We start from the raw sequence: 20,650 nt of genomic DNA on the forward strand, positions 1-20,650 counted from the left end.
ATATAAAAGTGAAGGATGGGGGTCATCATTATGACAACAAAAGAAGAAGTGATTAAAGCATTGTATCCAGAAGATATTTTAAGCGTGGCGAAAGATTTAACTGAAGGGGAAGTTAAATTATTAAAGCAACTTAATGACATGTTAGAAGAAAAGTATCGTGACTCAGTAAACGAGCATTGGTTAAATGCGACAGAACCAGAAAGTTACTTTGAAGAATTAGGCAAATTAAACTATTTTAATAATCCACTATTATTTGAAGGACGTGAAGGGGCACGTACCCCTAGTCAATTATTCCAGTTCTTTATGTCGTATACAATCGCTAGATTTGATGTGTCATTAGCAACATTGTTAGGTGTACATCAAGGTTTAGGTCATAATTCATTTTGGTTTGGTGGAAGCAAAGAGCAACAAGCTTATTACTTACCTAAATTACAATCTCATGAATTGCGCACTTGTTTTGCCCTCACTGAACCTGAGCACGGTTCAGACGTCGCGGGAGGACTAGAAACGACTGCTAAATGTCAAGGAGATGAATGGGTTATTAATGGTGAGAAAAAATGGATTGGAGGCGCTAATGTAGCTGATGTGATGCCGGTATATGCTGTCGATGTTGATACAGGTAAACCTAAAGGGTTCATTATAGAACCTAATCAAGATGGTGTTGAAATTGAATTACTTGAACATAAAATTGCGTTACGTATCGTTCCAAATGCGCGCATACGTTTTAAAAATGTTGTGGTTAAAGAAGAAAATCGCTTGCAAAATATCAATGGATTTAAAGATATTGCAAAGGTGTTATATTCCACACGTGCTGGTGTAGCATACATGGCAACAGGGGCAATGGCTGGTGCGTTGAAGGCAACTACAGATTATGTAACAAAGCGTAAACAGTTTGGTAAAGAAATTAGTAAATTTCAATTGATTCAAGAAAAGTTAGCGATGATGCAAGGTAATTTAGCCCAAGCAATGGCAACATGTGCACAACTTGCGCGCATGCAAGCCAATGGTGAATATGACGAAGTCGCCACTTCTGCTGCTAAGATGATGAATTCATTGAGATTGCGAGAAACAGTGGCAATGGGCAGAGGTGTTCATGGCGGTAATGGTATCTTAGCTGGTGAGTATGATATTGCACGTTTCTTCGCCGATGCAGAAGCGATATACACTTACGAGGGTACTCATGAAGTCAATGCGTTAGTCATCGGACGTGCACTTACAGGTGATTCGGCATTTATATAAATAGCGTTCAATAACTGACATGTAAAATTAATATATTTGGAGGGTTTAGTATGACGATAAGAAAAGCAGTCGTATTAGGTGCAGGAACGATGGGAAGCCAAATCGCTGCACTACTTGTAAATGCAGGATTAAAAGTGAAATTATTGGACATCGTAATCGATGAACAAGATCCTAATAAAATTTCTAAAAAGGCATATGAATTTATTACAAATCCCAAACGTCCATTATTATTTGATTTAGATTTTGCTTCCAATTTATCATATGGTAATTTTGATGATGATTTGACTGAAGGTGAAGATGGAGATATTTATATTGAAGCAGTAAAAGAAGAAGTGGACATTAAGCACCAAGTCTGGACAAAAGTAAAAGCAGTTGCTCGTCCAGATGCGCTTTTTGCAACGAATACTTCTGGAATTCCAATTGAAGCTATCGCACAAGCATTTGATGAACAAGATAAGCAACGTTTCTTTGGAATGCATTTCTTCAATCCGCCACGTATTATGAAGTTGGTAGAGATTATACCTAATGCGAATACTGCACAACAATATATTGATCAAGTACAGGCATTTGCTGAAGATGTGTTAGGTAAAGGGGTAGTAGTTGCGAATGATGTACCAGGATTTGTTGCAAACCGTGTCGGTACACAAACGATGAACGATATTATGTATAGAGCAGAATCCAGTGGTTTGACGATTACGGAAGTTGATGCATTGACTGGCAAGAGTATTGGTCGTCCTAAGATGGGGACATATGGTCTGTCAGATTTGGTGGGATTAGATATAGCTAAGGCAGTGATTGGTGGTATGCAAAAGGTGCCTGAAGAGCAACCCTATTTCCATGATACTAAAATTGCAGAAACACTTTTTGAAAATGGTGCACTAGGTAATAAGACTAAGCAAGGATTTTATAAAAAAGAAGGTAAACGTAGACTTGTGTTTGATTATGAAAGTGGAACTTATGTTGAACCTACACCACCACAACAATCTATTTTAAGAGAGTTTAATAAAGAATTAGCTCATAATTTGGATGTTATATTCAATGCACAAGATGATGCAGGCGTGTTTTTATGGGAAACATTGAGAAATAATTTTTATTATTCTGCATTAAATGTTCCGAAAGCTGCAACAGATTATAAAGATATTGATCGCGCTATCGTATGGGGATTTAATTGGAAAAAAGGACCATTCCAATTGTGGGACATGATTGGATTTGACCGTGTGAAATCTAGAATGAAACAAGAGTTAGGTAAATTACCAGACTGGATTGAGCAACGTAATGAGTCATTTTATGCTGAAGGGGAGTCAATTCAACGTACGACGTCTATAACAGAATATGTCGATACAGTGGTTTGGGATCACTCTGACTCTAAATTATCTGTGGTACACAGTAACCAATTATTACTAAAGTTACAGAGTGCGAATAATGTTGTATCAGATGATTTTGTGAATGATTTGGTTGCTGCGGTAGATTTGCTTGAGAGTGAAGATTATTCAAGCATGGTAATTTATGCAGATGGCGCAAACTTTAGTGTTGGAGCGAATCTTAAATTAATGATGAAAGCACATGAAACGGGTACTGTAGACAGTGAAATTGGTAAAGGTGTCGATAATTTACACTATAGTTTTAGTCGATTAAAACATGCGTTAAAACCTGTTGTCACAGCTGTTCAAGGTAGAGCCTTAGGTGGTGGTTGTGAATTAGTCCTCCATTCACCGATTGTGGTAGCGGCAAGCGAGTCATATATCGGGTTAGTAGAAACAGGTGTAGGTTTGTTGCCAGCAGGTGGAGGTTTGGCAGAATTGTCGGATAGAGTCTTACGTGGAAATCATAAGCATGATGACAAACAACAAGCTATTACAAAAGTCTTAATGAATGTTGGTTTGGCTAAAGTTTCAACGAATGCATATGAAGCAATTAGATATGGTTATTTAAGAGAAACAGATACAGTCATATTTAATACAGAAAATCGCGTTAATGTTGCTTTGAAACGTGCGCAATATGAAGCGGAAACAAATTATATACCTAAGACAAAAGGTCAGTATATTGCATTAGGCAGAGACTTTAAGGCATTAGCAGAAGCACAGCTAGATGCGCAACGTTTAGGTCATTTTATCAGTGATTATGACTATGAAATTACGCTTAAAGTTGCAGAAGTATTAGCTGGAGGAGATGTTCCGAGAAACACGTATATTAACCAACGTTATCTACAAAAATTGGAAAAAGAGCGTTTCTTAACATTATTAAAAAACAAAAAAACATATGATCGTATTTCACATATGTTGAAAAAAGGGAAGCCATTACGCAATTAATCGGAACGTAATTTTATAGATAACAGAAAGGATGATCTTAAATGCGAGATGCATATATAGTAGCATATGGACGTTCGGCAGCAGGCAAAGCAAAGTTAGGTGGCGCAATGGCACATGAAAGACCAGATGAAGTGGCAGCAAAAGTATTAAAAGGTGTGTTAGAACGTGTCGGAGGTCAATTTGAACCAAGTATGGTAGAAGATGTGATTGTAGGTAATTCATTCCCAGAAGGATTACAAGGACAAAATATTGCCAGAACCATTGCACTGTTAGCGGGACTACCTCAAGAGGTGCCTGGACAAACAGTCAATCGATATTGTTCTTCAGGTTTACAAACAGTGGCGCATGCAGCTAATCAAATTATTGCTGAACAAGCAGATGTCATCGTTGCGGGTGGTGTCGAATTGATGAGCGCAGTACCAATGGGAGGTAACGAACCTACTAATAATCCTATTTTGCAAGAACAGGATTCTGGCGTATCTCATCCAATGGGATTAACTGCAGAAACAGTAGCAGATACTTATCAAGTATCTCGAGAAGATCAAGATGCATATGCCGTTCAAAGTCATCAACGTGCTAAACAAGCACAAGATGAAGGGAAATTTGAAGACGAAATTATTCCAATAGAAGTAAATAAAGTGACGTATGATGCTACAGGACCTGTTGTTTCAAAGTCTATATTGAAAGCAGATGAATTGATTAGACCAGACACAAATGCTGAATCATTAGCTCAATTACCAACTGTATTTAAAGCGGACGGCACAGTGACGGCAGGGTCATCTGCACCATTGACAGATGGAACTGGATTTGTCGTTGTAATGTCAGGTGACAAAGTAAAAGAATTGGGTGTCGAACCTATTGCGCGCTTTGTAGGATTTAAGGCAGTTGGTGTCGATCCTAAATTGATGGGTATTGGACCAGCGTATGCGATTCCGGAAGTGTTGAAGTTAGCGAACCTTGAAGTGGGAGACATTGATTTAGTAGAGTTGAATGAGGCATTTGCGTCACAAACATTGGCTTCTATCCGAGAGGTAGGATTAGATATTGAAAAGACAAATGTAAATGGTGGGGCAATTGCTTTAGGTCATCCGTTAGGTGCAACTGGAGCAATGTTAGTGGGGAGACTGTTATCAGAAATGAAGAAACGTCCAGATACACAATATGGCATGGTAACAATGTGTATTGGTGTCGGTATGGGCGCAGCTGGTATATTTGAATATGTAGGAAAGCGTAGTTAAGTTTCGATAACACAATTAAATATTTGATATGAGTACAACCATTGAAATCATATTAAAAAGCAGTGTGAAAGTTATTTTACACTGCTTTTAATATTTATTAATATACGTCGCGTTGGTAGCGCTGTGCTTTGATCAGTTCTGTTAAATAATGTTCTGCTGCTGTTTCATCATAACCACCATGTTGTATTAATACATTAACAAGTGATTGATGTACGCCTTTGGCCATATCATCTTTATCACCACAGAGGTAGATTGTTGCACCTTCTTCAAGCCAACGATAAAATTCGGCACCATTTTCTTCAATACGATGTTGTACGTAAATTTTATTTTCTGTATCTCTAGAAAAAGCTAAATCTAATTTACTTAATACACCATCGTTTAACCAACGCTCTAAATCTGTTTGATAGAGGTAGTCTGTACTATAATTCTGGTTACCAAAGATTAACCACTGTTTACCTGCTAATCCTAAGTACTCACGTTCTTGTAAATAAGCCCGGTAAGGAGCGATACCAGTACCGGCACCAATCATAATTGTTGCAGTGCTGTTATCATATGAGAATTTAAAGTTTGGATTTTTCTTTAAATATACAGGTAAGCTATCTCCAATTGGTGTACGTTCAGCAAGTTGGCCAGAACAAACACCTAGACGTTCGCGATGATAGGCGTCATAGCGTACGACACGTACTGTAAGATGAACGCTATCTGTATTCACTTTATTACTACTCGCAATAGAATATTCTCTTGGTGGTAACTTTCTTAAAATATCAATCAACGCTTGAGGCTCAATACTATATGGTGAAAAATCTGTAATTAAATCAATTAAATCTCTGCCATATATATAGTTAGTTATCCAAGCATCTTTTTGCGCATTTGCTCTTAGCATAGGGTTTTTAAATACATCTGCGGCTTGTTTAATGAGTGATGGACTTAGTTTAGAAATCTCCAAATGGTGTGTAAATGCGTCTTTTACGGTTACAGTTTCAGCGTCTTTTCCTATTTGGACTGGTGTATCAGATTCCCATCCTAAAGCATGTATCAGTTTGTTGACTAAGGATGAGGCATTTTCAGGAATAATTACTAAACTATCACCCGGTTCATAGGTTTCACCATAACCTGTTAGAGATAACGATAGATGTCTTACCTCTCTGGTTGCCTCTGGTGCAGTTAAAATAGTATTCTCAATGACTTTAGCTTCAAAAGGATGGGATTTAGAATAGCCTTCCCCAGGTGTCTCTAGTGTTACTTCTTCCTCTGTAGCGGATTCTTGTGATTTACCAGGTGAGCGTGCAGACAACAGTTCGACCATATCTGACATCCATTGTTCGGAAGTTTCTTCAAAGTCAAAATCACAATCCACGCGATCTGCAATACGATTTGCACCTAATTTTTCAAGTATATTATCAAAATCTTTACCAGCTTGGCAAAAGTCAGGGAAGTCTTGGTCTCCAAGAGCTAATACTGAAAAGTTTAATGAGTCTAAGTGGGGAGCCGAATCGCCATGTAAATATTCATGGAAGTCAATAGCGTTAATTGGTGGCTCACCTACACCTTGAGTAGAACAGATAATAAACAGATAATCTACAGTGGTTAATTGATCTTTTGGAAAATCGTCCATATCCCATAAATGGACATTAAAGTCATGAGATTTTAGTGTTGTTTCAAATTGCTCAGACACCTCTTCGGCATTACCTGTTTCTGTACCAAATAGAATATGAATATCTAAAGGTTCAGTCACTGTTTGAGTGTCTTCGGTTGCATCTTCAACTGTTGATGTTGTAGAAGTTAAAGATGCTGTAGCGTCATCTTTAGCAGTATAATCTTCTGCAGATGTGTTGATAAGATAGCCACTAAGCCAATGTTTCTGCTCAGATGAGAGTATGGGTAGTAGCTGATTTATGAGACCCAATTGAGTAGAATCAAAAGGGGTGTTTGATTGATTGAGTTGCAAAAATGTCACCTCGTCCTTGAATATATAAAATACAAAAATTTCATACATATGATATTTTTATATGAAATTTATAAAAATTATAACATTATTGTATAGTTTTATTAATTATTTGGAATGAATTTTGTTATATTACAATATTAGCGAATGATAAAAGCTTGCAATATAATGGTAAATTTTAAATTCAACTCTATATCTTTTATGATACAAGTTAACCCCAAATCATTCCAAGTAATAGAATTGATTTGGGGTTACTATATATTAATGAAAGGGAAATGACTAGTTACAAAAAGGGCTCAATTTTTTATAACTAGCATTTATAATGGCTAGGTTTTAATTTTAAAAATAGTTTGAATTAAGGTTTAATTGCAAAAGCACGTACAGGAAAACCTGGTGCTTTGTTGGGTTTGGGACTAATGGTATAAATAATAGACCCACGTGTTGGTAATTGATCTAAGTTTGTTAAAAGTTCAACTTGATAGGTGTCTCGTCCTAAAACATAACGCTCTCCGATGATATCACCATTTTTGGCTACATCTACTGAAGCGTCAGTATCAAAGGTTTCATGACCTATCGCTTTGATATGACGTGTTTCGAATAGAAACTGTAAAGCATCTAAACCCCAACCAGGTAAGTGTAGATTACCTTCGCTATCTCTATTTTCAAAACGCTCAATATCTGGCCAATGTTTCGACCAATCACTGCGTAATGCAACGAATGTGCCAGGTTCAATTTTACCATTTTCAGCTTCCCATTGTGTGATGTGATTTTGAGTCAAAATGAAATCTGAATTTTTAGCAACTTCATCTGAAAAATCTAAGACAATCAAGGGTAAGGCTAATTCAGTGAGTTCAATTTCATGCAAATATCTCGTGTTTTCGACAAAATGTATTGGTGCATCAATATGTGTACCGTATTGCGTAACGATGTCCCAGTTCTGCACGTAAAAACCATCGTCCTGTACATTAAAGAGTGTAGATACTTTAGCACGTTCAAATTCGCTGAAACATGGGATGGTTTCATCAAAGGTGTGGGTCAAATCGACCCACGTTAATGTCTTTAGTTGTTCTAACTGTTTCCATAATGGATAACTCATAACGATCACCTACAATGAATTTTATTATACTGTTGCTGAATTTGTTGTTTTACGTAATTTATCAACTGAATTAACTAATACAGTTAATGCTTCGACAACTTCATCTTCTTTACGTGTTTTTAGACCACAGTCAGGATTAACCCAGAATAAAGAACGATCAATTTCTTGTAAAGCACGATCAATGGCTGTCGTGATTTCTTCTTCAGTTGGGATACGTGGACTATGAATATCATATACGCCAAGTCCAATACCTAAGTCATAAGTAATGTCTTCAAAGTCTTGGATTAAATCGCCATGGCTTCGAGAAGTCTCGATTGAGATTACATCTGCATCTAAGTCATAGATTGCATGAATGATTTGTCCAAATTGAGAATAACACATATGCGTATGAATTTGTGTTTCATCAGCTACAGAAGAAGTTGAAAGTTTAAATGAACGTACAGCTTTATCTAAGTAATCTGCATGATATTCTGAACGTAATGGTAAACCTTCACGTAATGCTGGCTCATCGACTTGGATGATTTGGATACCAGCTTCTTCTAATGCAAGCACTTCTTCATTGATAGCAAGTGCGATTTGATCTTGTACTTCTTCACGAAGTAAATCTACACGTTCGAATGACCAGTTTAAGATTGTAACTGGACCAGTCAACATACCTTTGACAGGTTTGTCAGTTAAACTTTGTGCATATAATGTTTCTTTAACCGTTAATGGTTCAGTCCATTTAACATCGCCATAGATGATTGGTGGCTTAACAGCACGTGAACCGTATGATTGTACCCAACCAAACTTAGTCACTAAGAACCCTTGAAGTTTTTCACCGAAGAATTCTACCATGTCATTACGTTCAAATTCACCGTGCACTAGTACGTCTAAACCGATGTCTTCTTGGATTTTAATCCAACGAGCAATTTCATTATCTAAGAATGTTTTGTATGCTTCGTCTGTGATACGGTTATTCTTCCAATCAGCACGTTGTTTACGTACTTCTTGTGATTGTGGGAATGAACCAATTGTTGTTGTTGGCAAGTCAGGTAAGTTTAAGCGCGCATCTTGTGCTTTTTTACGCTCAGCGAATACAGATTTACGTGATGTTGGAACACTATCGAAATCATATTCAAGATTTTTGAATGATTGGTTTTGGAAACGTTCATAACTTGCTTTTAATTCATTATATTTAGCATCATCGTTATCGTTGAATAATCTTCTTAAAGCATCAAGTTCGTCTAATTTTTCAGTGGCGAAGCTTAAACCTTCAGCGATTGAATCGTCTAATGTTTCGTCGTCTAACGATACTGGAACGTGTAATAAAGAAGACGATGGTTGGATGACTAAATTATCTGTATGTTCTTGTAATGTTTCGATTAATTCTTTTTTAGCTGTGATATCAGTTGCCCAAACATTACGGCCATCGATAATACCAGCATAAAGTGTCTTAGAACGATCTAAGTCGCCTGCTTTAATTTGTTCAAGGTTAAAGTTACGGTCGTGAACGAAGTCTAAACCTAAACCTTTAACTGGTAAACTGTTTAAGAATTTTAAGTTTACACGTTCAAAGTATGTTTGGATGACTAATTTATCTTCTAGTCCTGCTTCTGCAAAATAGTTATAAGCAGCTGTAGTAATTGCTTCGTAATCGGCACTATCATCTTCAACTAATGCTGGCTCATCAACTTGGATGTATTCAGCGCCTGCATCAGCAAGTGACTGTAAAACTTCTTTATATAATGGAAGTAATGTGTTTACTTTTTCTTCAAAAGATTGGTTGCCACCTTTTGATAATTTAACGAATGTAATTGGTCCAACGATAACTGGATGTGCATTAACATTTAAAGATTGTGCGTATTTGAAACGTTCTAATAAAACGTTATTGTTTAATTTTGGTTCTGCATTGTCCCATTCTGGTACGATGTAGTGGTAGTTTGTGTTAAACCACTTAATTAATGCACTTGCAACATGTTCTTTATTACCGCGAGCAATATCGAATAATAAATCATCATTTACTTCTCTACCTTGGAAACGTTCTGGGATGATATTAAATAGTAAAGATGTATCAAGAATATGGTCGTAAAGTGAGAAATCACCAACTGGAATACTTGATAAGTTATAATTTTTTTGTAATAACAAATTTTCTTTGTGTAAATCAGTTAACTGCTGGTGTAATGTATCTAAGTCTACTTTATTAGACCAGTAACTTTCGATAGCTTTTTTCCATTCTCTTTTTCTACCTAATCTTGGGAAACCTAAGTTTGATGTTTGAATTGTCATAATATTGCCTCCTGTTTATTTGAAGTAATCGTTTTTGAATATGATGCAAGTTCAAGTGTGTAATCGACGCTTTGGAATGGTGTGATTAAATATAGACCATTGAAATATTCATGAACAGTATCGATTAGTTCTTTTGAAAGTCGTAAACTTAAAGCTTTTGTTTTTTCTTTATCATCTTTTACGGCTTCGAACTGACTGAGCATTTCGTCAGATAGCTTGATGCCAGGCACTTCGTTATGTAAAAACAATGCATTTTTGTAACTTGTTACTGGCATAATACCGATAAAAAACGGAACGTCTAAGTGTTTAGTTGCTTCATATACTTCTTTGATTTTTTCAGCGCTGTAAACGGGTTGAGTTATAAAGTAATTCATACCACTTTCTAACTTTCTTTCTAGTCGTCTAACTGCGCCGTCTAACTTTCTTACATTCGGATCAAACGCACCAGCGATGTTGAAGTTTGTGTTGACCTTCAGCGCATCACCATCAGTGTTGATACCTTGGTTAAATCGTGATGCAATTTCAGTTAAGCCTTTCGAGTTTACATCGTATACATTGGATGCACCTGGTAGATGACCAATTTTTGAAGGATCGCCAGTTATTGTTAATATTTCATTGACACCGATTAACGATAGGCCGAGTAAATGAGACTGTAAACCAATGAGATTTCTATCACGACAGGTGATATGGACAAGTGGTTCAATGTCGAATTGCTGTTTGATAATACTAGCTGCTGCAATATTGCTAACACGTACAGTTGCAAGTGAGTTGTCTGCAAGTGTTACGGCATCGATATCTGCTTCATCAAGTTTTTTGATATTTCTGAAAAATTTATCTGTATCAAGATGTTTAGGTGTATCTAATTCAACTATAATAGTAGGGCGTTCTTTTACTTTATCTGTTAAATTTTGTTTTGATGATGTATGAGAGGTGCGTTTTTTTACTTTTTTAGTGATTGGAATCACATTTTTATCTGTAACTGGTGATAATTCAGCTACGGATGATTTGATGAATTTGATATGTTCTGGCGTTGTACCACAACAACCACCAATCAATCTTACGCCTTCATCAATCAATTGTTGCGCTACCTTACCGAAATATGCAGCGTTATCACTATATTTAAACTCGCTGTTATCGATATCTAGCAAACTCGCATTTGGATAGCAGGATAGATATGCATCATCTGGTAATTCAATGTGAGAAAATGATTCTTTCATATGGTGTGGACCGTGATGACAGTTTAAGCCGACAATATCTGCACCACTTGCGATTAATGTCTTTAGTGCTTCGTTAATTTCCGTACCATCTCTCAAATAGTTTGTATTTAATGCTGTGAGTTGTGCAATAACCGGAATATTGTATTTGCGTTTGGTTGCAGTGATAATGTTGGTTAATTCTTCTAAATCGTAATACGTTTCAAAGAGTAAACCATCAACACCTTCTTCTATTAAAGTGTCTACTTGAATTTCTGTATGGTACTGAATTGCTGTCAGTTCTAAATCTTCTTGTTTAATACCTCTAAATCCGCCAACGGTACCTAGAATAAAAGTATCTTCACTAGCTGCTTTTTTAGCAATGCGTACCGCAGATTGATGTATCTCTTTAACTTTATGTTCTAATCCAAATACTTTTAATTTTTCAAAGTTAGCACCATAAGTATTGGTTTGTATAATGTCCGCACCAGAATCAATATAACTTTGATGTATACGCTGTACCTTTTCTGGATAGGTTAAGTTATAAGCCTCAGGGCATGTGTCCAAACCTTCAGAATAAAAGATGGTTCCAATTGCACCGTCAGCGACTAGAATATTGTTCTTTAATGCCTTGAGTAATCGACTCATTGAAAGCCTCCTTAAATGCATAATTTAAATCTGCAATCAATTCTTCGGGTTGTTCTAAACCAACGCTTAATCTAAATAAACCAAACGTAATGTTACGTGCCTCACGTACTTCCTGTGGTACCGCAGCATGTGACATTGTAGCAGGGTGTGATAATATTGTTTCGACGCCACCTAAACTGACAGAAACAAGTGGTAATGATAATGCATCGACAAATGCTTGTGCTTTTGTTTCGTCTTTTAATCTAAATCCAAGGACTGCACCGCCATGACTGGCTTGTGATAAATGTAATTCATCATTACCTGGATAATAGACTTCTGCAATTTCAGTTCTTTCTATTAAAAAGTCGTATAATTTTTCAGCATTTGAAACAGATTGGTTAAAGCGTACTGGCAATGTTTTTAAATGTTTGGCAAGCGTCCAACTATCCTGTGCAGATAGCGCAGTACCAGTACCGTTTTGTAATAAGTAAAGGGCGTCTGCAACTTCTTTATTACTTGTAATCGCAACACCGGCAATGATATCACTATGGCCACCTAAAAATTTAGTGGCACTATGCACGACGATATCAGCACCTAACTCAAGTGGTGATTGACCAAGGGGTGTCATAAATGTATTATCAACAGCAACTAATAAATGATGTTGTTGTGCAATTTGTACCACACCTCTGATATCCGTTACTTTAAACAAAGGATTGGAAGGTGTTTCGATATAGATAAGTTTAGTGTTATCTTGAATGGCTTGTTCTACAGTTTCCAATCTCGTAGTATCAACAGTTGTAAATTGAATGTTATAACGCGTCAAGATTTGTTCAGTTAAGCGGAATGTACCACCATAAACGTCATCAGGTAAAATAACATGATCTCCGGCACTCAATGTGAGTAATACTGCAGAAATTGCTGCGATACCTGAAGCGTAAGCGAAAGCATAGTCGCCACCTTCAAGTTTGGCTAATTTTTCTTCTAATAATGCTCTGTTAGGATTGCCACTTCGTGCGTAATCATAAGTTGCACCACCACCTAATACTTTTTGGTGGAATGTTGATGAATCATATAATGGTGGGTTAGCTGAATCGTAATCTGTCCCTCTATGTGCATCGAATATTACTTCAGTCTCTTTTGATAAACTCATGAAATCACTCCTTCTTTAGATTTTTCTAGCGCTTGTATAATGTCGCTTTCTATATCTTCATAATCTTCTATACCTATAGATAATCTAAGTAGATGCTCATCGATACCTCGTTTATCTTTTTCTTCATCTGGCATATCTACATGTGTTTGTGTATATGGAAAAGTAATAAATGTTTCTGTGCCACCTAAACTCTCAGCAAAGATACAAATTTCTAAATTTTCCAAAAATTTATTCGCTTTAAAATGCTTGTTTAAACGCAAACTTAGCATGCCTGTTTGTCCGCTATAGAGTACTTCATCAATCGCATCTAAGTTACTACATCGTTCAGCTAATAATTTTGCATTGTATTCAGAACGATCCATTCTAAGGTGCAACGTTTTTAAACCACGTTGTAGTAAGTAACTATCGATTGGGGCAAGGGTTGCACCAATCATATTGTGAAAGTCAGCTAGTTGTTGTGCTAACGCATCATCTTTAACCGTCACTACCCCAGCAAGGACATCATTATGACCCCCAATATACTTTGTAGCTGAATGTAGTACCACATCTGCACCATCTTCAAGTGGTGTCGATAGGTAAGGTGTTAAGAATGTATTATCGACAATAGTTAATAGATTAAACTCTTTACCTAAAATGTAATAAGGGTCTAAATCAATTTTTATCATCTGTGGATTTGAAATAGGTTCGATAAAGAGTGCTTTAGTATTTTCAGTAATCTGATCTTGAACTTCTTCATAATTAAGGAAATCTACGTATTTGAAATGAATGCCATATTGTTTCTCATAAAAATCAAACAACCTAAACGTGCCACCATATAAATCGAAAGATACAAGAATTTCATCGCCTGATTTAAATAAATTACAAATCAGTTGGATTGCAGCCATACCACTTGAGGTAGCGAATGATGCGATTCCGCGTTCTAATTTTGCAAAAGCATCTTCAAAGGCAGAACGTGTTGGATTCTTTGTGCGTGTGTAGTCATAGCCTGTTGAAACCCCTAAGTGTGGATGTTGATATGCCGTCGATAAATAAATTGGATTTGCGATTGCGCCAGTTTGATCTTCAGATAAAGCAATTTGTGCTAGTTCAGTATTTTTCATAATCGATAACCTCCTTGTTAAAAATAAAAAAGCCTCCGTCCTTTAAACCCGAATAAATCGGATGTAAAGGACGAAAGCTTAGCTCGCGGTACCACCTTAGTTTGTCACGTTATCGCTAACGTAACCTTATCCAGTACGCCATATTGTTTATGTATCTTTCGAACTGAATTGTGTCGTCATATATGTTCAATAAAAAACTCACTTTAATCAATCTAATTAAAATGAGTATTAACGACGTATATGACGAGTTGGATAAATCCAGTACGCCATTCAACAAAATGTTAATACTGTATCGCTATAACGGGCGATCCCGTTGAAACCTCATATTGGCAACAACACTCAAAGGCCATTTTCGAACTCTCTTTCTGTGTCTTCTTTCAGCGTAGCAAAGACTCTCTGTGTCAGTAGTTTAAGTTTTACTTTCCTTATTACTGTGTTTGATTTGTTTAAGTTATGAATTTGATATACCTAAGATTACACACTAGAAAATCATTTGTCAACAACTTATCTGAAAATTTTGATTTAACTAAAAATACCTATATTCTATCCAGTGTCAAATGAGCAATGCTATACTATAAGCTATATAATAATTTATTTTTCACTTTTACTTTAAAAATGTAATGGAAGAAGAGGTGAAGATTGTGAATGTAGAAGATCAAAGATTGCAACTAGAGAAGGACGGACAAATACAAGAAATATTGATAAATGAAATAAAAGCTAATCCTTATCAACCAAGAAAAACATTTGATGATGCTAAGTTAGAGGATTTGGCGGGATCGATTAAGAATCATGGTGTATTACAACCTATAGTTGTTAGAAAATCTATAACGGGCTATACCATTGTTGTTGGTGAACGACGTTTTCGAGCGTCTAAGTTAGCAGGCATGACGTATATTCCAGCTATAGTTAAATCATTAACCGATGAAGATATGATGGAACTAGCTATCATTGAAAACTTACAACGTGAAGATTTAAATGCTATAGAAGAGGCGGAAAGTTATAAAAAATTAATGTCGGATTTAAAGTTAACCCAACAACAAGTAGCCAAGCGTTTGAGTAAATCACGTCCTTATATAGCTAATATGTTGAGGTTATTACATTTACCTAATGATGTTGCCAATATGGTCAAAGAAGGAAAGCTTTCTGGTGCTCATGGCAGAACACTATTAATTATTAAAGATCCAACAAAAATGAAACAGGTAGCGAATCAAGCAGTAAAAGAATCGTGGAGTGTACGTCATTTAGAGTCTTATGTGCAGGATTTATCTGTTAATGTAATGAAATCAGAGCAGCAACAAAATACGATAGATAAACCGAAATTTATTCGTCAACAAGAAAGACAATTACAAGCACAATATGGTGCAAAAGTAGAAATCGCAACTAAACGTAAAACAGGACATATCACTTTTGAATTTAAATCAGAAGCAGAATTTAAGCATTTGATTCGTCAATTAAATGATAAATATCAGAGTGATTGATGGATGAAAGTAGTCGTACTGATAATTTGTATGACTTGTAACGTTAGGGTATTCATAAAGAGATAGTTACTACAGACGTGATGTATCGGATTTGAAAATTTAATTTTTATGCACTTTGTCAGTTAGTTTTATGCACTAAATGTACGAAGTGTATTTTTTAGCTAAAAGACTCAATGAAATGAATAACTAAATTAGAATCATTATAAAAAATAAAAATTTTCAAAAAACTAAATTTGTTAATAAACTCAATGTTGACAAGGTTTGTAGGGATTTTAGATTGTTGTAATTATCTTTTTAAAATGATTATAAAAATTGCTGTTAAACGCTGGTTTAATAGGGTTTTATAACATATTCTCAATTGAATTAGAATTGCTATTTATTGCACCAAATGGACTTGACATAAAAAATGACAGTGAGTAAAGTGATTAACATAAATTATTTTCGAATAATTCTAAATACGAAAATGTAGCGCGGAGTTTTACGGAGCACATTAAAGAAAAAGGGGATGAACCCATTAATGTCAGTAGAAAAAATTACGTATGATAACTTTTATGATGACGCGTTTGAAAATATTGATATTACAGACGAAACAAAAGGTGCGCGTGAAGTAATCGCATGGGCTTATGAAACGTATGGCGATTCTATTATCTATTCGTGCAGTTTTGGAGCTGAAGGCATGATTCTTATCGACTTGATTTATAGCGTGAAAAAAGATGCTGAGATAGTCTTTTTAGATACGGATCTTCATTTTCAAGAAACTTACGATTTGATAGATAGAGTGAAAGCACGTTATCCAGAACTTAATATTAAACTAAAGAAACCAGATTTAACATTAGAGGAACAATCCGCTGAATATAAACCGGCACTTTGGAAAAGTGACCCAAATATGTGTTGCTATATTCGAAAAATTAAGCCATTGGAAGAAGTTCTTTCAGGTGCGACAGCTTGGGTATCAGGTTTACGAAGAGAGCAAGGACCTTCGAGACAGCATACAAATTTTATCAACAAAGATGAACGTTTCCAATCGGTTAAAGTATGTCCATTAATACATTGGACTTGGGATGATGTATGGGATTACATCAAGCAATATGATTTACATTATAACGAACTGCATGATTTCAACTATCCTAGTATAGGCTGTATTCCTTGTACTTCAGCTGTAAGTGATTCTGGTGATTCTAGAGCTGGAAGATGGACGAATTCAACAAAGACTGAATGTGGTTTGCATACAACACGACCTTAACAATGTTATACACATATTTTTTTATCTTTAAACCTTAGTAAACTAATCAGTTATATAAATAATTAAGTTGTATATTACGTGAAAATTCACGTAATGTACTTCTGTTTTAAAAAGCAGTTAAGCGTGTTTATTAAGCAATGTATATATAAGTGAGCAATGAAAGAGCAATGAAAATAGACTATATGAGGTGAACTTGCTGTGAATTTATCTGTAACAAACAGTCCATTCAACGAAGAACAAGCAACACAACTGAATCAAATCATTCAAAATCTTACACCTGAGCAACAGACATGGCTTAGTGGTTACCTAACTGCTAATCAACAAGCTGTAGCGAATGGGTCCACGCCAACACCACAAGTGGCAGAATATGTCCTGAATAATGAACCCCAAGCAAATAGTGATCGCCATATTACCATTTTATATGGTTCAGAAACTGGTAATGCTCAAGGTTTAGGGGAAATATTTGCAGATCGCTTAGTAGAACATAATTACACAGTGAAATTAAGCTCGATGGATGATTTTAAACCAAAAGACTTGAAAAAAGTAGAGGATTTATTTGTTATTTCATCTACGCACGGTGAAGGTGATCCGCCAGATAATGCACTAAGTTTTCATGAATTTTTACATGGTAGAAAGGCACCGAAATTAGAGGGCGTTAGGTTCTCAGTTTTAGCTTTAGGTGATGAATCTTATGAATATTTCTGCCAGACAGGTAAAGATTTTGATAAGAAATTAGAAGAACTTGGTGGAGAACGAATCATTGATCGTCAAGACTGCGATATTGATTATGACGATTTAGCAGAAAAATGGATGAATGCTAATATTGAAAAACTCAACAGTACTTCAGGCGTTCAACAACAAACTGTTACATCTACTGAAACTGTTTCTTCGGCAAAAGAAAAACGCTATTCTAAAGCGAATCCTTATCAAGCAGAAGTGTTAGAAAATATTAATTTAAATGGTAGAGGTTCAAATAAAGAAGTAAGACATGTGGAATTATTACTTGATAATTATGGTGAAGAATATGAGCCAGGTGACTGTCTTGTAGTTATCCCGGAAAATGATCCTGAAGTGGTTACTTTATTGATTGATACATTGAAATTTGATGAATCAGAAGAAATCGTCATCAATGAAGATGGAGATACGTTACCATTACGCAAAGCATTAACAGAACATTTTGAAATAACAAAATTGACAAAACCATTGTTGCAAAAAGCAGCAGACTTGCTTGGTAATGAACAATTGATAGAAAAGGTTCAGGATCCAGAATGGATACACACATACATAGATGGTAGAGATTTGGTAGATTTATTCACTGATTATCCATCTGAGTCATTCAAGCCTGACAATTTTTATCAACTTTTAAGAAAATTACCACCAAGAGAGTATTCAATTGCTAGTAGTTATAAAGCGAATCCGGATGAAGTACACATCACAGTTGGTGCAGTAAGGTATAACGCGCATGATAGAGACCGTTCTGGTGTATGTTCTGTACAGTTAGCAGAAAGAGTTCAACCTGGAGATACAATACCGATTTATTTGAAGAAAAATCCAAACTTTAAATTCCCAACTGATGAAGAAACACCAGTAATTATGATTGGTCCAGGTACGGGGGTTGCACCATTTAGAGCCTATATGCAAGAAAGAGAAGAGTTAGGATTAGAAGGTAAAACATGGTTGTTCTTTGGCGAACAGCACTTTACAACTGACTTCTTGTATCAAACAGAATGGCAAGAATGGCTTAAAGATGATGTGTTAACGAAATTGGATTTAGCGTTCTCTAGAGATTCAGATGAGAAAGTATATGTGCAACACAGAATCGCAGAACATAGTACGACTTTCTACGAATGGTTAATGAATGGTGCAGCATTGTACGTATGTGGAGATGAGAAACAAATGGCGAAAGATGTACATCAAACGATTCGTTATGTTTTAGAACAAGAAGGCGGTATGTCAGAAACAGAAGCTGAAGCTTATCTTACGGAAATGAAAAAAGAAAAACGTTATCAACGTGACGTTTACTAGGAGAAAGGGATGATAGTATGGCTGATTCGAATTTAAACTTTTCAGAGAAACTTGATGAAATGGAACGAATCAAAACGAAAAGTAACTATCTTCGCGGGTCAATTGAGGAAGGTTTAGCAGACAGAATTACTGGAGCAATTGCTGAAGATGATACAAAACTTTTGAAATTCCATGGTAGTTACATGCAAGACGACAGAGATATTCGTGATGAACGTCGTAAACAAAAACTAGAACCTGCATATAGCTTCATGATTAGAGTACGTGCGCCAGGTGGTGCTTCTACATCAGAACAGTGGATTGCGATGGATGATATTGCTAATGAATATGCAAATCAGACGATTAAATTGACTACACGCCAAGCTTTTCAGTTCCACGGAATTTTAAAGAGAAATCTTAAGCAAACGATGTTTGATATTAATCAATCTTTATTAGATACATTGGCAGCATGTGGTGACGTTAATCGTAATGTGATGAGTAATCCAAATCCATATCAATCAGATGTGCATGCTGAAGTGAACCAAATTGCTAGTGATATCAGTGCTCATTTATCACCGAGAACACAAGCTTATCATGAGATTTGGTTAGATGGAGAAAAAGTGATGGATACAAGCGTTGAAGAAGAACCACTTTATGGGAAAACATACTTACCACGTAAATTTAAAATTGGTATCGCTGTACCACCATCAAATGATATTGATGTTTACTCACAAGATATTGGTTTGATTTCTATTATTGAAGACGGTAAACTCGTTGGATTCAATGTCACAATTGGTGGCGGTATGGGTATGACACATGGTAATACAAAAACATACCCTCAACTTGGCCGTTTAATCGGATATTTCCCAAAAGAACATGTTTTAGATGTTTGTGAAAAAATCTTAACGATTCAACGTGATTATGGTAATAGACAAGAGCGTAAGAATGCGCGTTTTAAATACACGGTCGACCGCTATGGTGCAGATTGGGTATTAAATGAGTTGAACGAACGTTTAGGTTGGCATTTAGAAAATCCACGTGAATTCCATTTTGATCATAATGGAGATCGTTATGGTTGGACAGAAGGTAGTGGTAAATGGCACTTTACCTTATTTGTACAAAATGGACGTGTTAAAGATACTGAAGATTATAAATTGAAGACGGCATTAAGAGAAATTGCAGAAATTCATACAGGTGATTTCAGATTAACACCAAACCAAAACTTGGTAATTGCAAATGTTGATGCTGAGAAAAAGCCGGAAATTGAAGCTTTAATTTCTGAGTACGGTTTAACAGATGGAAAACATTATAGTGGATTACGACGTAATTCAATGGCATGTGTTGCTTTTCCAACTTGTGGCCTAGCAATGGCAGAGTCTGAAAGATATCTACCAGCTTTAATTACAAAAATTGAAGATTTACTGGATGAAGCAGGATTGAAAGAAGAAGAAATTACAATCCGTATGACGGGTTGCCCGAATGGTTGTGCTAGACCAGCCTTAGCGGAAATAGCGTTTATAGGTAAGGCGCCAGGCAAATATAACATGTATTTGGGTGCTAGTTTTACAGGAGATCGTTTAAACAAAATATACAAAGAAAACATTGGTGAGGCAGAAATCTTAGAAAGCTTACGACCAATATTATTACAATATGCAAAAGAAAGAACTGAAGGAGAACATTTTGGTGACTTCGTTGTACGTGCCGGCATTGTAGATGCTGTTAACGATGGTCAAGTGTTCCACAGTTAATAATTAGAGAAAGTG

13 protein-coding genes are annotated in these 20,650 nt (G+C 36.0%); 7 read left to right on the plus strand and 6 right to left on the minus strand.

Annotation, left to right across the window (positions count from 1 at the left end; genetic code table 11):
- Positions 1 to 30 precede the first annotated feature (30 nt).
- Genes fadE through MHZ36_RS01075 form a run of 3 tightly spaced genes read left to right on the plus strand, consistent with a single transcriptional unit; the run spans position 31 to position 4,786 of the window.
- Entirely contained in the window at positions 31 to 1,239 is a 1,209-nt protein-coding gene (gene fadE, locus MHZ36_RS01065) for an acyl-CoA dehydrogenase FadE (protein ID WP_239229047.1), read from the plus strand.
- 50 nt (positions 1,240 to 1,289) lie between these two features.
- Positions 1,290 to 3,548, plus strand: a complete 2,259-nt coding sequence (fadB, locus tag MHZ36_RS01070) for a 3-hydroxyacyl-CoA dehydrogenase/crotonase FadB (protein WP_239229048.1) — start codon at positions 1,290 to 1,292, stop codon at positions 3,546 to 3,548.
- A gap of 41 nt (positions 3,549 to 3,589) precedes the next feature.
- Complete coding sequence (locus MHZ36_RS01075) at positions 3,590 to 4,786, plus strand: thiolase family protein (RefSeq protein WP_239229049.1); 1,197 nt, start codon at positions 3,590 to 3,592, stop codon at positions 4,784 to 4,786.
- A gap of 97 nt (positions 4,787 to 4,883) precedes the next feature.
- Here the strand turns inward: MHZ36_RS01075 and MHZ36_RS01080 are convergent, their stop codons facing one another.
- The 6 genes from MHZ36_RS01080 to MHZ36_RS01105 all read right to left on the minus strand — a co-directional run bounded on the left by MHZ36_RS01080 (position 4,884) and on the right by MHZ36_RS01105 (position 14,165).
- Positions 4,884 to 6,734: an assimilatory sulfite reductase (NADPH) flavoprotein subunit gene (locus MHZ36_RS01080; RefSeq protein WP_239229051.1), complete on the minus strand. Its 1,851-nt coding sequence runs from the start codon at positions 6,732 to 6,734 to the stop codon at positions 4,884 to 4,886.
- Between the two features lie 352 nt (positions 6,735 to 7,086).
- Positions 7,087 to 7,827, minus strand: a complete 741-nt coding sequence (locus tag MHZ36_RS01085) for a cyclase family protein (protein ID WP_239229053.1) — start codon at positions 7,825 to 7,827, stop codon at positions 7,087 to 7,089.
- Positions 7,828 to 7,851: 24 nt separating this feature from the next.
- Complete coding sequence (metE, locus tag MHZ36_RS01090; protein ID WP_239229219.1) at positions 7,852 to 10,098, minus strand: 5-methyltetrahydropteroyltriglutamate--homocysteine S-methyltransferase; 2,247 nt, start codon at positions 10,096 to 10,098, stop codon at positions 7,852 to 7,854.
- Positions 10,092 to 11,936 (minus strand): bifunctional homocysteine S-methyltransferase/methylenetetrahydrofolate reductase, encoded by a 1,845-nt coding sequence (locus tag MHZ36_RS01095; RefSeq protein WP_239229055.1) that lies wholly within the window; start codon positions 11,934 to 11,936, stop codon positions 10,092 to 10,094. Before MHZ36_RS01095 ends, metE begins: the two co-directional genes overlap by 7 nt.
- The gene (gene metC / locus MHZ36_RS01100; protein WP_239229056.1) at positions 11,890 to 13,065 is read right to left on the minus strand and encodes a cystathionine beta-lyase MetC; all 1,176 of its coding nucleotides are present in this window, start codon (positions 13,063 to 13,065) and stop codon (positions 11,890 to 11,892) included. The genes MHZ36_RS01095 and metC overlap by 47 nt, the downstream gene beginning before the upstream one ends.
- Positions 13,062 to 14,165 carry a PLP-dependent transferase gene (locus MHZ36_RS01105; RefSeq protein WP_239229057.1) on the minus strand — a complete coding sequence of 368 codons (1,104 nt, stop codon included), beginning with the start codon at positions 14,163 to 14,165 and terminating at the stop codon, positions 13,062 to 13,064. The genes metC and MHZ36_RS01105 overlap by 4 nt, the downstream gene beginning before the upstream one ends.
- Positions 14,166 to 14,785: 620 nt before the next feature.
- Here MHZ36_RS01105 and MHZ36_RS01110 point away from each other — a divergent pair.
- From MHZ36_RS01110 to MHZ36_RS01125, 4 genes are all read left to right on the plus strand, one after another.
- Positions 14,786 to 15,643 carry a ParB/RepB/Spo0J family partition protein gene (locus MHZ36_RS01110; protein WP_275432110.1) on the plus strand — a complete coding sequence of 286 codons (858 nt, stop codon included), beginning with the start codon at positions 14,786 to 14,788 and terminating at the stop codon, positions 15,641 to 15,643.
- Between the two features lie 517 nt (positions 15,644 to 16,160).
- The gene (locus MHZ36_RS01115) at positions 16,161 to 16,886 is read left to right on the plus strand and encodes a phosphoadenylyl-sulfate reductase (RefSeq protein ID WP_239229058.1); all 726 of its coding nucleotides are present in this window, start codon (positions 16,161 to 16,163) and stop codon (positions 16,884 to 16,886) included.
- A 198-nt stretch (positions 16,887 to 17,084) separates the two neighbouring features.
- On the plus strand, positions 17,085 to 18,911 hold the full coding sequence (locus MHZ36_RS01120) for an assimilatory sulfite reductase (NADPH) flavoprotein subunit (protein ID WP_239229059.1): 1,827 nt from the start codon (positions 17,085 to 17,087) through the stop codon (positions 18,909 to 18,911).
- A gap of 17 nt (positions 18,912 to 18,928) precedes the next feature.
- On the plus strand, positions 18,929 to 20,635 hold the full coding sequence (locus MHZ36_RS01125) for an NADPH-dependent assimilatory sulfite reductase hemoprotein subunit (protein WP_239229060.1): 1,707 nt from the start codon (positions 18,929 to 18,931) through the stop codon (positions 20,633 to 20,635).
- Positions 20,636 to 20,650 lie beyond the last annotated feature (15 nt).

It is taken from the genome of Staphylococcus sp. ACRSN (genome assembly GCF_022346615.1).
Lineage (GTDB): Bacteria > Bacillota > Bacilli > Staphylococcales > Staphylococcaceae > Staphylococcus.

Bases quoted from the DNA above. Each gene is read 5' to 3' on its own strand.
- metC (WP_239229056.1), bottom strand. From the start codon at position 13,065: ATGAGTTTATCAAAAGAGACTGAAGTAATATTCGATGCACATAGAGGG.
- MHZ36_RS01075 (WP_239229049.1), top strand. From the start codon at position 3,590: ATGCGAGATGCATATATAGTAGCATATGGACGTTCGGCAGCAGGCAAA.
- MHZ36_RS01095 (WP_239229055.1), bottom strand. From the start codon at position 11,936: ATGAGTCGATTACTCAAGGCATTAAAGAACAATATTCTAGTCGCTGAC.
- fadE (WP_239229047.1), top strand. From the start codon at position 31: ATGACAACAAAAGAAGAAGTGATTAAAGCATTGTATCCAGAAGATATT.
- MHZ36_RS01110 (WP_275432110.1), top strand. From the start codon at position 14,786: ATGGAAGAAGAGGTGAAGATTGTGAATGTAGAAGATCAAAGATTGCAA.
- MHZ36_RS01105 (WP_239229057.1), bottom strand. From the start codon at position 14,165: ATGAAAAATACTGAACTAGCACAAATTGCTTTATCTGAAGATCAAACT.
- MHZ36_RS01115 (WP_239229058.1), top strand. From the start codon at position 16,161: ATGTCAGTAGAAAAAATTACGTATGATAACTTTTATGATGACGCGTTT.
- MHZ36_RS01085 (WP_239229053.1), bottom strand. From the start codon at position 7,827: ATGAGTTATCCATTATGGAAACAGTTAGAACAACTAAAGACATTAACG.
- fadB (WP_239229048.1), top strand. From the start codon at position 1,290: ATGACGATAAGAAAAGCAGTCGTATTAGGTGCAGGAACGATGGGAAGC.
- MHZ36_RS01125 (WP_239229060.1), top strand. From the start codon at position 18,929: ATGGCTGATTCGAATTTAAACTTTTCAGAGAAACTTGATGAAATGGAA.